Source organism: Geomonas limicola (assembly GCF_014193675.1).
In the GTDB taxonomy this organism is placed as follows: domain Bacteria; phylum Desulfobacterota; class Desulfuromonadia; order Geobacterales; family Geobacteraceae; genus Geomonas; species Geomonas limicola.
In genome coordinates, this window is record NZ_BLXZ01000004.1 from 475,479 (window position 1) to 490,274 (window position 14,796).

Genomic DNA, 14,796 nt, shown 5'->3' on the forward strand with positions numbered 1-14,796 from the left:
AAAGGTACTTGCTTCTCAAAGCTTATTTCTCAAGAAGTCTGGCACCAACGACTGTTCCACATAACAGAACAGGTGACCACACGTCCTCCCGAAGGGGAGACCGAGGGGGATTTGACTGCGGGTGCTAGTGCGTCCAGGTTTGTCCATAGCGCTAAATCACCCCCTGTCCCCCCTCACAAGGGGGGGAACCCGATGCCGCCAGTCAGTAGACAGCGCCATTTCGACACTTCCCAGTATCCCGGAAGTACCTAAGGAGGGCTGCTCTGCCGAATTGGGCAGGACACCTCTCCTCCCGTCAGTTCTTGGTAACCGTCATGTACTTGCAGCGTTCCGGGTCCCAGACCGGTGCTGGTCCGCTCAGGGTGAGCGATTCGCGGCGCAGCGGGATCGCCTTCCCCCAGCGGACGGCGGCGTCGCCGTGCTTGGCTCGCAGGTTGTCCAGGGTTTCCTGCAGATCGACCTGGCGCTGGGAACGAGTAGCGAGAATCGGTGCGAAGAGCTCCAACTGCCCGGCCGCCTCCCCCACCTTGTCACAGGAAAGCCTCAGAGCGCGTACCCTTTGCCGGCGCCTGCAGGTGGCGAAGAAAAGCTCCTCCGCGATGCCCAAGAGCTCGAGGTCGAGTGAGAGCGGCACCGGTAGGGAGCGGCTCCCCTCCTCGGTAACTCCATCGACATAAGTTATGGTCAAGGAGACCTTGCCGGCTCCTTTCCCCAGCCGGCGCAGCCTAAGCCCGCACCCCTCCACCAGGCGCAACAGTTCGCTCAACAGCACCGCATCGTCGTTTTCGTCCTGGTCGAGGAGACCCTCCTCCACGATCTCGGTGCTCAGGCGCGGGGGTTGGACTGGCGTGCGGTCGATGCCACAGGCGCGGTCGTGCAACAGCGGCGCGAAGGGTCCGACTGCCAGGCGCAGTTGCGGCACCGACAGCTCGGCCACCTGCTCGACCCGTTGCAGGTTCAGGTCGCGCAACAGCAGCGCCTGGCGTGCGCCCCCCACACCGGGGAGTACCTGGACGGGAAATGGCGCCAGGAAGCTGCGCTCGGCGCCGTGAAAGACGTCGAAGACACCCGGCTGCTCCATGGCGTCGGCGGCAACCCGCGACACCAGCTTGTTGCCGCCGGTACCCGCCATCGCGCAAAGCCCCATGTCCATCGCGATACGGCGTTCCAGGCGGCTTGCCACGTCGCGGGCCGGGCCGAAGAGCCGGCGCGAGCCGGTGAGATCGAGGTAGACCCGACCCAGCCCCGGCTCGACGACCGGTGTGAACTCGGCCGAGAGTTCGGTGAGCGCACGGCTCCCCTTGCTCAGGAGGTGCGGGTCGGGCGGGATGACGATGAGCGACGGGCAGCTCTTGCGCGCCTGGAAGATGGAGGTGCCGGCGTGGAGCCCTTCCGCCGCAGCCTCGCTCGAGACGCACTGCAGCAGGGCGCGCTCCGAGTTAAGCGGTGCCACGGCAACCGGCCTGCCGCGCAACTGCGCCTGTACCACGCGGGCCAGGGCGATGGGGAAAGCCGGTACGGAAAGGTGCAGAATGTGCCGGTCCACGTGAGCTTCCTCGACAATGTGCTGATCTACAGGGTTTTTGCCTTCTGCTTAAGAGGTATCATTTGATAACCATTGCGTGTCAACTGTTTTTCGGAAAGACGCACGGAGGGCGGGGGGGCGGAATCGGCGGGATGCAAGGTTCTTTCGGAAGTTTCGGGAATACCGCTCAGAGAGTCCCCTCTCCTCTCGCGGGAGCGGGGATGTGGTTCCCGGAATTGTCGGGTGGACAAAAAAAGCCGCCTGCCAGGATCGGCAGACGGCTCACGGGCATGTGGGGCGGTTCGGCGTTACAGGAGCTGTTTCGCGGCGGCGATGACGGCGGCGTAGTCGGGCTCCTGGGTTACTTCGGGGACGTGCTGGATGTAGCGGACCACGTTTTCCTTGTCGATGACGAAGATCGAACGGGAAAGCAGCTTCAGCTCGTCGATGAGCACGCCGTAGGCGGTTCCAAAGGAGCGGTCGCGGTAGTCGGAAAGGGTGACCACCTTGTCGATGCCGGCGGCACCGCACCACCTTTTCTGGGCGAAGGGGAGGTCCAGACTGATGGTCAAAACCACCACGTCACCCGGCAGGGCGGCGGCTTCCTGGTTGAACCGGCGCGTCTCGGTGTCGCAGACCGGCGTGTCCAGCGAAGGGACGGCGCTGATGATCTTCACTTTCCCCGGGTAGCTGGCGAGCGTCACCGGCGCCAGACCGTTGTCGACCACGGAAAAATCGGGAGCGGCAGCACCGGCCTGGAGCTCCGGCCCTACCAGCGTTATCGGATTACCTTTGAACGTGACTTTCGGCATTGGTTCCTCCTGCAATTTTTGCACAAAGCCTACGGCATTTCTCTCCGATTGCAAGCAGCAGACGCGGCTTTTATGGATCAACTGAGGCTGCGCAGGTCCCCACCGCAAGGGAAAAGGTGATCTGCTGCAATGGTGACTGGTAACGATGGGACAAAAACCTGACAGGTAACAGCTGCTCCAGGAACTGGTGAGCCGGCAGTCGCCATACCGTGCAGCTTGTGCCGCGGGACGAGGAGAGCTGAGAGAAAGCGTGCGGACCTCTGTTACAGTGGGACGTTGGGCAGGTTCAGCGAAGCGATCATCTTCTTGAGTTCGGACACCTTGTAGGGCTTCTGCAGGAATCCCGCAAGCCCCTTGCCAACGAATTTCTGGGTGACTTCGTGCTCGTTGTAGCCGCTGGTCATGATCACCTTCACCTGGGGGTCGAGCTTGCGCAGCTCGCGGTAACACTGCTCGCCGTCCAGGTGGGGCATGGTCAGATCCAGGATCACGAAGTCGATGTGGGAGACCTCCTGGAAGATCTTGAGCGCCTCGCGCCCGTCTTCCGCCGTCACCGTCATGAATCCGAGTTCCTTGAGCATCTCCGAACCGATGTTGCGCACTGTTTGTTCGTCGTCCACCAACAACACCGTACCCCCGCCGGGTACCTCGGGTTCCTCTTCTTCCCGGGGTGCCGGCTCGATCAGGCGGTCGCTGAGCGGCAGCAGGATCTTCAGGGTCGACCCCTTGCCCGGCTCGCTGTAGACGCGGATCGCCCCCTTGTGCCCCTTCACGATGCCGAGCACCGCGGCCATCCCCAGTCCGCGCCCGGAGAACTTGGTCGTGAAGAAGGGATCGAAGAGCTTGCTCAGGGTCTCGCGGTTCATGCCGCATCCGGTGTCCGCGACCTCGAGGTAAACGTAGCGCCCCGGTTTCGTGTTCTCGCTCAGCCAGACGTTTTGCAGGTAGTTGGCGTCGCAATCCTGGCAGCCGGTGCTGATGGCGATCACCCCGTTGTCGTCGCCGAGCGCTTCCGAGGCGTTGATCACCAGGTTCATCACGATCTGGCGGATCTGGGTGGCATCCACCTCGGCCGCGGGGAGCGGGCGGGTGAGGTTCAGGCGCAACCTGGCCTTCTTGGTGACCGAAACCTCGAGCATGTGTACCATCTCTTCCAAAAGGATGTTGAGGTCGAGATGCTCGACCACGAACTTCCCTTTGCCCGAGTAGGCGAGCATCTGCTTGGCGAGATCCGCGGCGCGCGCCGAAGCCTTCTCGATCTGGCGCAGGTTCTCCACCGCGGGAGACTCCTTGTTGATGCGCATCAGGGCGAGGTCCGCGTTGCCGATGATGGACATGAGGATGTTGTTGAAGTCGTGGGCGATCCCCCCCGCAAGCACCCCCAGGCTCTCCAGCTTCTGGGCGTGCAGCATCTGTTCTTCCAGGCGCCGGCGTTCGGCCTCGGCCTCCTTGCGCTCGGAGATGTCGTGCATCACCGCGACCAGCTCGAGGTTTCCGTGCGCCCCGGTGAGCGGCGAGATGGCGAGCTCGGCGCTGAAGCGGCCACCCCCCTTTTTGGTGCAGAGCACCTCGCCGTGCCAGTGCGAGCCTTGGGCGATGGTCTCCCAGAGCTGGGTGTCCGGTGCGAACTCGGCGGCGCTGTCCATCAGGATGCGGAAGGCCTGTCCGGCTACCTCGTCTTTGTCATAGCCGGTGACTTCGCTGAAACGGGGATTACTGTACGCAATGGTCCCCTGCGCGCTGGTGATCAGTACGAGGTCGCTGCTCTGTTCGATGACGCTGGAGAGTTTGCCGATGAAGTCGTTTTGCGTTTTGAGCTGGCGCTCCATAGTGATGCGCGCCACGCAGTCGTCGATGGAGTCGAAAAGTGCCGAGAACTCGATCGGTTTGAGCATGTAGCGGCTGATGCCGATGCGCACCGCGTCGATGAGAAAGAGGGTCTCGCTGATCGCCGTGGCCGCGATGATCTTGGTGGTGGGATCGATCTCCTTGATCTGCGCCGCCATCTGGATGCCGTTCATCTCGGGCATGTTCACGTCGGTGATCACGATGTCAGGGCGGTGCTGCCGGAAAAGCTCGAGCCCGATGCGGCCGTTGTGGGCCACCCAGACCTGGAAGGCGGGGTACTTGAGGGAAATGGTCTGCCTGAGGGAGTCGACAGCCGATGCGTCGTCTTCCACGATGAGCAGCGCAATAGTTTGTACCGTCTGTTGCAGGGATTTCATGTCAAACCCGATACAAGGCTGATCAGATAGGTCATAACGTCAAGGTGTCGCCGGCCATTCCTGCAAATGTATGTACACACCCCTTCGTTGAGTGGGAGAGTCGCTGAGGGTGTGACTCATTCAGTATAACAGTTTACTGTAGTTGGTCCAGAAGCAAGTTGTTTTTCTTGCTCAATTGGATTAGCTGCGCTTATAGCGTATTGCCTAATAGAATGCAACAGGTTTAATTGAGAGAATGGGGATTATGTAATAATTCCAGCAGAATGTTTCGGGTGTACTAATTATTTTTTACTTCAATTTCGCTCGGGCGGAGAATGCTGTCGCTGTGGGAATATTCTGCACCGCTAGCGAGGCCGGGATCCCAGCTTCATCCCGACGCGCAGCGCTGCCGCGGCATTGCTGGCCGCCAGGCGCAGATTCGCAGCGGCCTGCTCGAGGGCCTCAGCGAGGTGACAGGGGTGCGACACAGCCGCAAAAAGTGCATCGATCCCCTGGTGGCGCAGCTGTGCCGCTTCCGGCTCCAGGGATCCAGCAATCAACAGGACCGGGGTGCCGAACTTCTTGGCGAGCCGTGCCACTCCGAGGGGAGCCTTGCCGGACGCAGTCTGGCCGTCGCAGCGCCCCTCGCCGGTGACCACCAGGTCGGCATCCTCCAGAAGTGCCTCCAAACCGACCGCATCAAGCACGATCTCGATCCCCGGCCGCAGTGTGGCCCCCAGAAAGGCGAGCAGGGCCGCCCCCATGCCGCCGGCGGCGCCTGCACCGGGTACCCCGGCGACCGCCTGTCCCAGGTCGCGCTCGATGATTGCGGCGAAGTGTCCCAGAGCGGCATCCAGGCGCGCCACCATCTCCGGCGTCGCCCCCTTTTGCGGCCCGAACACCGCGCTGGCTCCCCGGGGGCCCACCAGCGGGTTGTCCACATCGCAGGCGGCTTCGATGCTGCACTGGGCCAGGCGGGGATCGAGTCCCCGCGTGTCGATGCGGGCCAGAAGCTCCAGGCCGGCCCCCCCGGGGGGGATCGGGTGCCCCGCGGCATCCAGGAGGGCGACCCCCAAGGCCTGCAGCATCCCGGCGCCGCCGTCGTTGGTGGCGCTGCCGCCGATCCCGACCAGAAGGCGGCGCGCGCCGGCATCGAGCGCCGCCCGGATCAGCTCCCCGGTGCCGTAGCTCGTCGTTTCCAGAGGGTTGCGCCGGGCCGGCGGGACCAGGGTGAGTCCGCTGGCGGCCGCCATTTCCACCACCGCGCTGCTGCCGTCGCCCAGAAGCGCGAAACGGGCCTCGACCGGGTCCCCCAGCGGACCGCGGACCCGGGCCGGCACGAGCCTCCCTCCCGTGGCCGCAGCAAGGGCCTCGGCAGTTCCCTCGCCGCCGTCGGCAAGCGGCACCAGGTGGAAACGGGCCTCGGGGAACACTTCGCGGAACCCTTCGGCGAGAACCTGGGCGGCGTCGGGAGCCGAAAGGCTCTCCTTGAACGAGTCCGGTGCGATGACGATGTTCATGCACTACCTCCGGGAAGACATCTGGGCTCTCTCATACACCGCCCCATGAAATAGCGCTAGTAAAATCAGCACCTCTGTGCTGTAATGACACCGCTTGTGCCTGCAGTCACCGGTTGCTTACGGATAGCAACGACGAGAGAGCCGTGTCATGGAAGATAGGGATCAAGAGCAGGCGGGCCTTGCCGGCAGTGACAACGCCACCTGGTCGTGCAAGGAGAAGCCTCCCGCGGGGAGCTGCTCTCTGCTCGACAGCATCATCGATCAAAGCCCCAACCCGATGTGGATCTCCGACCGCAATGGGACGCTGATCAGGATCAACCGGGCCTGTACCCGGCTCTTGAACATCACCGAGGCCGAGGTCGTCGGCACCTACAACATCCTCGAGGACAACATCGTCCGTGCCCAGGGATTCCTGCCGCTGGTGGAGCGGGTTTTCCGGGACGGGGAGACCGCCCGTTTCGAGATCGTCTACGACAGTTCCACCCTGAAGACCCTCAAACTCGCCCAAACCTCCCGTGTCATCCTCGACGTCACCATCTTCGCCATCCGCGATACCCAGGGGACCATCACCAACGCCGTCATCCAGCACATCGACATCACCAGCCGCCGGGAGTCCGAGGAAAAGCTGCAGCGGGCCAACCAGGAGCTGGAGTCGCGGGTACTGGAGCGCACCCGGGAGCTCACCCTGGCGAACCAGGCGCTGCGTCACGAGGTGGCCGAGCGGGCCCTGGCCGAGGCGGAGCTGCGCCTGAGCGAGCAGCGTTTCCGCACCCTGTGCGCGGCCGCGCCGATCGGCATCTACATGAGCGACGACCAGGGGCGCTGCGTCTACGCCAACCCGCGGCTGCAGGAACTGACCGGGCTGAGCGCGGGGCAGCTGATGGGGAGCGGCTGGAGTGCCGCCCTGCACCCCGAGGACCGCGAAAGCACCACCCAGAAATGGCTCGAAATCTCGGGACAGGGAGGGACCTTCCAGCACGAGTGCCGCTTCCAGCGTGGCGGGACCACCATCTGGGTGCGGGCGCTGGCGCAGCCCTTCCGGGCCAAGGACGGCGGCATCGCGGGGTACGTCGGGGTGGTCGAGGACATCACCGAACAGCTCCACGTCCGCGAGGAAATCCTGAAGACCCAGAAGCTGGAGTCCCTCGGGGTGCTCGCCGGCGGCATCGCCCACGACTTCAACAACATCCTCTCCATCATCCTGGGGTACATATCGCTCGCCCGCTCGGCGGCGCAGGACCCCGAACAGGTGCTGAGCCGGCTCAAGGACGGCGAGAAGGGGGTACTGAGGGCGCGGGACCTGACCCAGCAGCTGCTCACCTTCGCGCGCGGCGGCGACCCGGTGAAGCGTGCGGTGGATCTCAACGCACTCTTGCGCGAAGCGGCACAGTTCGGGTCGCTCGGTTCCAACGTGCGCTGCGATTTCGAGCTGAGCAACGAGAGGCTGGTCGTCTCTGCCGACGAGGGGCAGCTGAGCCAGGTGGTGCACAACCTGGTGATCAACGCGACCCAGGCGATGCCCGGTGGTGGGGTGATCACCATCAGCTCCGGACGCTCCCGCTCCCGGGATGGCGAGTCCCAGGCGAGGTTTTCGGTGAGCGATACCGGCACTGGCATACCCGAGTCGCTCCGGGCCAAGGTCTTCGATCCTTACTTCAGCACCAAGCAGGGGAGCGGGCTCGGGTTGACCAGTTGCTACTCGATCGTCAAAAAGCACGGCGGCAGCATCGAATTGGAGTCGGTACCGGGACAGGGGACCACCTTCACCGTTACCCTTCCGGCGCAGCTGCGCCAGAGCGCACCCGAGGTTTCCGGTGGCCCGGCTTCCGAAATAAAGGGGGAGGGGGACGTGCTGGTCATGGACGACGACCGCCTGATTCGCGAGCTCGCCGTCGAGATGCTGGCGGAGCTGGGGTATCGCGCCGAGAGCGTGGCCGACGGGACCCAGGCGGTCACCGCCTATTTCAACCGGCAACGCACCGGCTCCCGCTATGCGGTGGTCATCATGGATCTCACGGTGCGTGGTGGCATGGGAGGCAGGGAGGCGGTCAAGGCGCTCCTGGCCCTGGACCCCCAGGTAAAGGCGGTGGTCTCGAGCGGCTACTGCGACGACCCGGTTTTGGCCAACTGCCGCGCCTACGGCTTCAAGGCCGTACTCCCCAAGCCGTACAACCGCCAGGAGCTGGGGCGCGTGCTTGACGAGGTGCTGAAAGGGTAGGGGCACGTTTCCCCGAAAAGGAGCTCATGGAAACCAACCTGAAACTCAAGCTGCTCTCCTACGACCGTGCCGGGGTGCTGGCGAGCCTCGCCACGCTGATGGCGGGGGAGCAGTTCAACATCGCGGCTCTCGACGTGGAGCGCGGCGACGGCAAGGCCACCCTCTACCTCGAGGCCGAGGGGAGCGCAGAGGGGAGCCAGCGCGTGGTGGAGCGCCTGAGCGCGCTGCCGGACCTTTTGGAGATCTCCTCGGTCCAGACCATGCCGCACGAGCAGCGCGAAAAGCGCATGCAGATCCTCCTGGACAGCGTAAGCGACGGCATCTTCTTCATCGACGAGGAGGGGAGCCTCGCGCTCATCAACCGGGTGGCCCAGCAGGCGCTGGGGATCGATCCGGCCCAGGCCTTGGGAAGCCGCATCACCACCCTTCCGCTTCCCGATTACACCATCCTCGAGTGCCTTTCCGGGCGCAGTTTCCTGAACCTCAAGAAAGACATCATCACCAAGAACGGCCGCCTGCAGTTCTTCGTCACCTGCAAGCCGATCACCAACAGGGAAGGGCGCATCATCGGCGCGGTCGAGATCATGAAGGACATGAAGGAGATCCGCAGCCTGGCGAACGCCGTCCTGCAGCCGCGCCAGATCACCTTCAGTGACATCATCGGCGAGAGCCGGGCAGTGAAGGACGCCATCGCCTTCGCCCAGAAGGTGGCGCGCACCGACTCCTATATCTCGATCCAGGGGGAGAGCGGCACCGGCAAGGAGCTCTTCGCCACCGCGATCCACTTCGCCAGCGGCAGAAGCGGCCCGTTTGTCCCGGTGAACTGCGCGGCGCTTCCCGAGCAGCTTCTGGAGAGCGAGCTCTTCGGCTTCGTTGGGGGGAGCTTCACCGGCGCGCGCAAGGAGGGGAAGCCCGGCCTCTTCGAGCTGGCCCGGGAAGGAACCATCTTCCTCGACGAGATCACCGAACTCCCCTTGCCGTTGCAGTCCAAGCTGTTGCGGGTGATCCAGGAAAAGAGCGTGCGCCGCATCGGCGGCACCCACGAGATCGCGGTGAACGCGCGGCTCATCACCGCCACCAACAAGCGGCTCGAGCAGATGATCCGGGAGCGCTCCTTCCGCGAGGACCTCTACTACCGGATCAACGTGCTGCCGATCCACATCCCGCCACTGCGCGAGCGTCCCGAGGACATCCCGCTTTTGGCGGAGCACTTCCTGATGCAGCTCAACTCCCTGCTGGACAAGAACATCCGGGGGTTCCAGCCGCAGGCGCTGGCCCGGCTTACCCGGCACGGCTGGCCGGGCAACGTCCGGGAGCTCAGGAACGTCATCGAGCGTGCCGCCATCCTCTGTTCCGGTGACCAGATCGACAACGACAGTATCATGATCGGCTTCGACCTGGACAAGACCATCGCGGAGATGAAGAACCAGGCCCAGGGCGCCGACGCGACGCCGACCCTGCAGGCCCGGCTGGCAAGCTACGAGCGGCAGATCCTGGAGGAGACCATGTCGGCCTCGAGGAGCGTGCGGCAGGCCGCGCAGCGCTTGGGGATCTCGCACACCGCCCTTCTGAAAAAGCTGAAGAAGTACGCGCCGGCGGATACGTAGGAGCCATATACTCACGTGGCCTCATGTTCCCCCTCTGAAAAAGGATCATTCGCGAATCTGGGAAGCGTGAATATGGTGCTATCAACCACATCTGGCAGCCCAACGCCCCCCCCTTTGGAAAAGGGGGGGGACGTAAAGCTCTCTTGCCGGCTAAAGTGGTTCCTTCTTCCGATGCTCCGGCGTGGATAATGCCACATAAAATGCTCCCACTCCCCCGACTTCTGTCCCTGCCCCCTCTTGCCGGCTGAACCAAAGCCTCCTTTTGGAAACTTAAGGAACCAGTGGCAACTTTTGTTTCCACCAAACAACCCTCATTTTTCGCGATCTTAGCTCTGGTTAACCTGGTCTGTGGTAGTAAAAGTTTCCACTTGTTCGTCTCACCTTTGCAAAACCTTTCTTGCCAATCTTGTTATCTCTATTAAAATCAGCCTGTTAACAGTGTTTGGCCTCTCTGGCACGCACCTTGCCGTATACAGCCCGCGAACGATCCCCTGCACCACGCAGTACGGTACCTGGAGGTAGCGATGGAGCCCTGGCACGATAACAAGCTTTCCCCCGTAGCACTCCCCGACGGAGTTTCCCTGCCGCTGGAGGTCCGGGTGCACGGCCGCGGCGGACAGGGGGGTGTCACCTGCGCCAAGCTCATTGCAGCCCTCTACGCCAGGATGGGCCTTGCCGTCCAGACCTTCGGCGATTACGGCAGCGAGCGTTCCGGCGCACCGGTCCAGGCCTTCACCCGGGTAGACCGCACCCGCATCACCAACCGCAACAAGATCTACCGCCCGGATCACCTGCTGGTTCTCGACCCCGGGCTCCTGGAGACGCCGGTCCTCTCCGGTGTGGTACCGGGGGCGCTCATCCTGGTGAACGCGACTGCCCCGCCCGAGGCCTTCGCCGAACAGTTCCGCCACTTCCGCTACGCCGTCGTCGATGCCACCGAAATCGCCCGCGAGCAGGGGATCGGCTCCAGCTCCGTGGTCATCATCAATACCACCATCATCGGCGCCTACCTGCGCCTGCTCGGCCTGCCGCACGAGCTTTTGCGCGAGGTCTTCGCCAAGCTGGGGCTCTTGGGCGACCTTCCCGCGGCCGAGCTCGCCTACCAGCGGGTGCAGATCCGCGAGGCCGCCGAAGCCGGAGATGTCGAGGCGCAACCGGCAACCTTGAGCGCCGGGGTAGCCGAGGTTGCACCGCTCGCCGGCGCCGCACAGGATTTCCCCGTCGACCTGAAGACTGGCCTTTGGAGCAACCTCTCTCCCGGCTATCGCAACTACACCCCGCCCTGCAACGCCGCCTGCCCTGCAGGAAACGACATCGTCGCCTTCATCCAGACCCTGAAAAAAGAGGGGCCGGAGGCGGCAGCGGCCGTCCTGCTGCGCACCCAGGCGCTCCCCGCGGTCTGCGGACGGGTCTGCCCGGCGCCCTGCATGAGCGACTGCAACCGCAAGGCGTTCGACGGCTCGGTCAACATCCGCAGCCTGGAGCGCTGGATTGCCGACCACGCCGAGCTCTCCCTCGAAAAAGAAACGGCGGCGATCCCGCGCCGCTTCGCCATCGTGGGGGGCGGGCCGGCGGGACTGAGCGCTGCCTACCAGCTCGCCCTGCGCGGCCACCAGGCAACCATCTACGAAGCCGCGCCGAAACTTGGTGGCGTGCTGCGCTACGGCATCCCCGAGTTCCGGCTCCCCGCAGCGGTCCTGGACCGCGACCTTGCCCGCATCCAGGCCTTGGGCGTCCAGGCGGTGTGCGAACGGCCGGTCACCGGCGCAGAGCTGGCACGTTTGGCGAGCGAATACGACGCCGTACTCGTCTGCATCGGCTTCGGCGCACCGCACACCCTCGGCGTTCCCGGGGAAGAGCTGGCGGGGATCGAGCAGGGGCTCCCCTTCCTGGAGCGCGTCAAAACCACCGGTGAAAAAGTGTCCGGACAGGTCGTCGTAGTGGGCGGGGGGAACTCGGCCATCGACTGCGCGCGAAGCGCCCTGCGCAGCGGCGCCGATTCGGTACGCATCGTCTACCGGCGCAGCCGCGAGGACATGCCCGCCATCGTGGAGGAGATCGCCGAGGCCGAGCAGGAGGGGATCCGCCTGATGACCCGGCGCCAGCCGGTCGTGGTAAGCGGCACCGGGCGGGTCACCGGGATTACCATTGCCGAGGTCGAAGCGGGTGCTCCCGATGCGAGCGGCCGCTGCCGTCCGGTGGTCACCGAGCGCACCACCGAGCTTCCCTGCGACCTGGTGCTGCTCGCATTGGGGCAGGTGAACGAGCGGGAGCTGCTCCCCCGCGACTGGGAAGTGAAAGAGGGACGCATCTGGCAGGAAGGGAGCGCGCTGCCGGTCTGGCTGGCCGGCGACTGCTGCACCGGCGAGGGGACCGTGACCCACGCCATCGGCAACGCCCGCAGGACCGTTATCAGGATACTCGCGGAACTCGACGCCGGACCGCTGGAAACGCTGCCGGCCGCGGCGGATCAGGTGGTGGCTCCGGCCCAGATCCGCTTCTCCGCCTTCGAGGTGGATCCTCCCGGTCAGGATCGCCACATCCCCATTGCCCAGGCACGCCAGAGCTTCGCCGAGTTCAACCTCGGGCTGGACGGTCCCCAGGAGGCGCAGCGCTGCTTCTCCTGCGGGCAGTGCACCCAGTGCGATACCTGCCTCATCTACTGCCCGGACGGCATCATCTACCGCAGCGCCGAGGGCTACCGGGTCGACCTGGAGCGCTGCAAGGGGTGCGGCATGTGCGTCGCCGAGTGCCCGCGCTGCGCCATGGAGATGCACGAGAAAAACGCACAGGGAGGCAAACCATGAAGGGCGAACTTCTGAGTGCCAATCACGCCGCGGCACTGGCGGCCACCCTCGCCGCGCGCGCCAACCGCTTCGGTCGCGGCTTCTGCAGCGGCGTCTATCCCATAACCCCCTCCACCGAGTGCATGGAGTTTCTCTGCAATCAGACGATCGAGAAGGGGAAGGTGGTGCGCGTCGAGAGCGAGCACAGCGCCATGGGGGTCTGTATCGGAGCGGCTGCGGCCGGTGCGCGCTCCTTCACGGCAACCGCCTCTAACGGCCTTGCCTATATGGCGGAGAACTGCGTCGCGGCGGCGAGTCTGCGTCTCCCCATCGTTTTGACCGTTGCCAACCGGACCCTGGGCCCCCCGTGGAACATCTGGGCCGATCACGGCGACGCGCTCATGCTGCGCGACCTGGGGCTGATCCAGTTTTACTGCGCCGACAACCAGGAAGTCTTCGACACCGTCCTGGCGGCCTTCCGCCTGGCCGAGGACCCGCGGGTGCTGATGCCGGTCATGGTCTGCATGGAAGGGTTCATCCTCTCCCACACCGTGGCGCAGACCGACGTCCCCAGCCAGGAAGAGGTGGACGCTTTTCTGCCGCCCACGCGGGTGCCGCAGCAGCTGGGGACCACCCCGCATTCCTTGGGACAGATAGAACTGCCGCGCCAGACCGAGGCACACCGCAAGCAGCACCACGAGGCGATGCGCGGGGCGCAGGCGGTGCTTGACGAGGTCTGCGCCGAGTTCGAGCGCACCTTCCAGCGCGAACTCCCGGGTGCTGTGGTTCCCTACAGTATGGAGGATGCCGAGACCGTCATCGTCTCCCTGGGTACCATGGGGCTTACCGCCGAGCGGGTAGTGAACCGGCTGCGCGAGCGCGGTCAGAAGGTGGGTGCGCTGCGGGTCCGGCTGTTCCGCCCCTTGCCGGTACAGGAGCTGCGCCGCCAGTTGGCAGGGAAGAGGCGGCTCGCGGTGCTGGACCGGGACCTGAGTGTCGGCCTGGGGGGCATTCTCTGGTGCGAGTTGCGCGGCATTGCCGACCCTGGCGCGCTGGTGCAGAACTACCTCACCGGCTTGGGGGGCGGCGACGTCTGCCCCGAGCACCTGGAGCGGATCCTGGAGGATCTCTGCAGTCGCAGCGAGGCCGGCGACCCGGTCTTTTTGGAGGATCTATGATGAACGAACCGCTTCTCGGGGGCATGGCGCAGACCGTGCTTGATCGCGGCGAGCCGCTCTTGCGCCCGGGCAACACCAACTGCGGCGGCTGCGGCATGTCGAACCTGATGCAGATGCTGAGGCGCGCGGTGGCCGACCGACCGGTGCAACTCATCATTCCCGCCTGCTGTGGAGCCATCGCAGCCGGCTCCTTCCCGCAGAGCGGCTATGGAGCCCCCACCCTGCTCACCACCTTCGCCTCCGCAGCGGCAGCGGCCAGCGGTGCAGCGAACGTGGCCCAGTTGAACGGTGAGGAAACCCGGGTCATCTGCCTGGCCGGCGACGGCGGCACCTACGACATCGGTTTCGCCACCATGTCGGCCGCTGCCGAGCGTAACGAGGACATCCTCTACATCTGCTACGACAACGAGATCTATGGGAACACGGGAGGCCAGCGCTCCTCGGCGACTCCGGCCGGTGCGGTCACCAGCAACACCCCCGGCGGCAAGAAAGAAGAGAAGAAGGATCTGATGGCCATCATGGCCGCGCATCGGATCCCCTATGCCGCTTCGCTTTCCCTGGCGCACGCCGACGACACCATGAGGAAGCTGAGACACGCGCTCGACTTGAAGGGATTCCGCTTCCTGCACGTGCTCTCCCCCTGTCCGACCGGCTGGAAGTCCGAGCCAGCCCTGGGGATCGAGCTGGTGCGGCTTGCGGTGCGCTCCGGCATCTTCCCCGTCTTCGAGGTCTTCGACGGTCAGCGCCACCAGATCAACATCGAGCCCGATTTCTCCGACGAGGCGCTGGAGATGTACCTCTCCCTGCAGCGCAGGTTCCAGCGCTCGGGGCTGAAGGCTGCCGACCTGCGCCCCGCCATCGATCGCCACTGGCAGAACCTGCGCGTCCTAAGCGGCAGGATCGTCCCGGCGAAGAGGGTATAAGGGGACTGACGCACCACTAACGA

General features: G+C 64.7%; 9 protein-coding genes. 5 read left to right on the forward strand and 4 right to left on the reverse strand.

Features of this window, described 5'->3' with window-relative positions; translation table 11 throughout:
- Window positions 1-295: 295 nt before the first annotated feature.
- From H7688_RS12540 to H7688_RS12555, 4 genes are all read right to left on the reverse strand, one after another.
- Window positions 296-1,546, reverse strand: coding sequence for a DNA polymerase Y family protein (locus H7688_RS12540; RefSeq protein WP_183361456.1), 1,251 nt, complete (start codon window positions 1,544-1,546; stop codon window positions 296-298).
- Window positions 1,547-1,833: 287 nt separating this feature from the next.
- Complete coding sequence (tpx, locus tag H7688_RS12545; RefSeq protein ID WP_183361457.1) at window positions 1,834-2,337, reverse strand: thiol peroxidase; 504 nt, start codon at window positions 2,335-2,337, stop codon at window positions 1,834-1,836.
- Window positions 2,338-2,600: 263 nt separating this feature from the next.
- Entirely contained in the window at window positions 2,601-4,562 is a 1,962-nt protein-coding gene (locus H7688_RS22650; protein WP_183361458.1) for a response regulator, read from the reverse strand.
- Between the two features lie 344 nt (window positions 4,563-4,906).
- Entirely contained in the window at window positions 4,907-6,061 is a 1,155-nt protein-coding gene (locus tag H7688_RS12555; RefSeq protein WP_183361459.1) for a glycerate kinase, read from the reverse strand.
- A gap of 148 nt (window positions 6,062-6,209) precedes the next feature.
- On the opposite strand from H7688_RS12555, the gene H7688_RS12560 reads away from it, so the two are divergent.
- The 5 genes from H7688_RS12560 (at window position 6,210) to H7688_RS12580 (ending at window position 14,773) form a co-directional block, all read left to right on the forward strand.
- A complete protein-coding gene (locus H7688_RS12560) occupies window positions 6,210-8,279 on the forward strand; it encodes a hybrid sensor histidine kinase/response regulator (protein ID WP_183361460.1) in 2,070 nt (689 codons plus the stop codon).
- A 26-nt stretch (window positions 8,280-8,305) separates the two neighbouring features.
- A complete protein-coding gene (locus H7688_RS12565) occupies window positions 8,306-9,886 on the forward strand; it encodes a sigma 54-interacting transcriptional regulator (RefSeq protein ID WP_183361461.1) in 1,581 nt (526 codons plus the stop codon).
- Between the two features lie 524 nt (window positions 9,887-10,410).
- Complete coding sequence (locus H7688_RS12570; protein WP_183361462.1) at window positions 10,411-12,693, forward strand: 2-oxoacid:acceptor oxidoreductase family protein; 2,283 nt, start codon at window positions 10,411-10,413, stop codon at window positions 12,691-12,693.
- Window positions 12,690-13,850 (forward strand): pyruvate ferredoxin oxidoreductase, encoded by a 1,161-nt coding sequence (locus tag H7688_RS12575; protein ID WP_183361463.1) that lies wholly within the window; start codon window positions 12,690-12,692, stop codon window positions 13,848-13,850. The genes H7688_RS12570 and H7688_RS12575 overlap by 4 nt, the downstream gene beginning before the upstream one ends.
- Window positions 13,847-14,773: a thiamine pyrophosphate-dependent enzyme gene (locus H7688_RS12580; protein WP_183361464.1), complete on the forward strand. Its 927-nt coding sequence runs from the start codon at window positions 13,847-13,849 to the stop codon at window positions 14,771-14,773. Before H7688_RS12575 ends, H7688_RS12580 begins: the two co-directional genes overlap by 4 nt.
- Window positions 14,774-14,796: the final 23 nt, after the last annotated feature.

Coding starts and splice junctions, on each gene's coding strand:
- tpx (WP_183361457.1), bottom strand. CDS start 2,337: ATGCCGAAAGTCACGTTCAAAGGTAATCCGATAACGCTGGTAGGGCCG.
- H7688_RS22650 (WP_183361458.1), bottom strand. CDS start 4,562: ATGAAATCCCTGCAACAGACGGTACAAACTATTGCGCTGCTCATCGTG.
- H7688_RS12555 (WP_183361459.1), bottom strand. CDS start 6,061: ATGAACATCGTCATCGCACCGGACTCGTTCAAGGAGAGCCTTTCGGCT.
- H7688_RS12560 (WP_183361460.1), top strand. CDS start 6,210: ATGGAAGATAGGGATCAAGAGCAGGCGGGCCTTGCCGGCAGTGACAAC.
- H7688_RS12565 (WP_183361461.1), top strand. CDS start 8,306: ATGGAAACCAACCTGAAACTCAAGCTGCTCTCCTACGACCGTGCCGGG.
- H7688_RS12570 (WP_183361462.1), top strand. CDS start 10,411: ATGGAGCCCTGGCACGATAACAAGCTTTCCCCCGTAGCACTCCCCGAC.
- H7688_RS12575 (WP_183361463.1), top strand. CDS start 12,690: ATGAAGGGCGAACTTCTGAGTGCCAATCACGCCGCGGCACTGGCGGCC.
- H7688_RS12580 (WP_183361464.1), top strand. CDS start 13,847: ATGATGAACGAACCGCTTCTCGGGGGCATGGCGCAGACCGTGCTTGAT.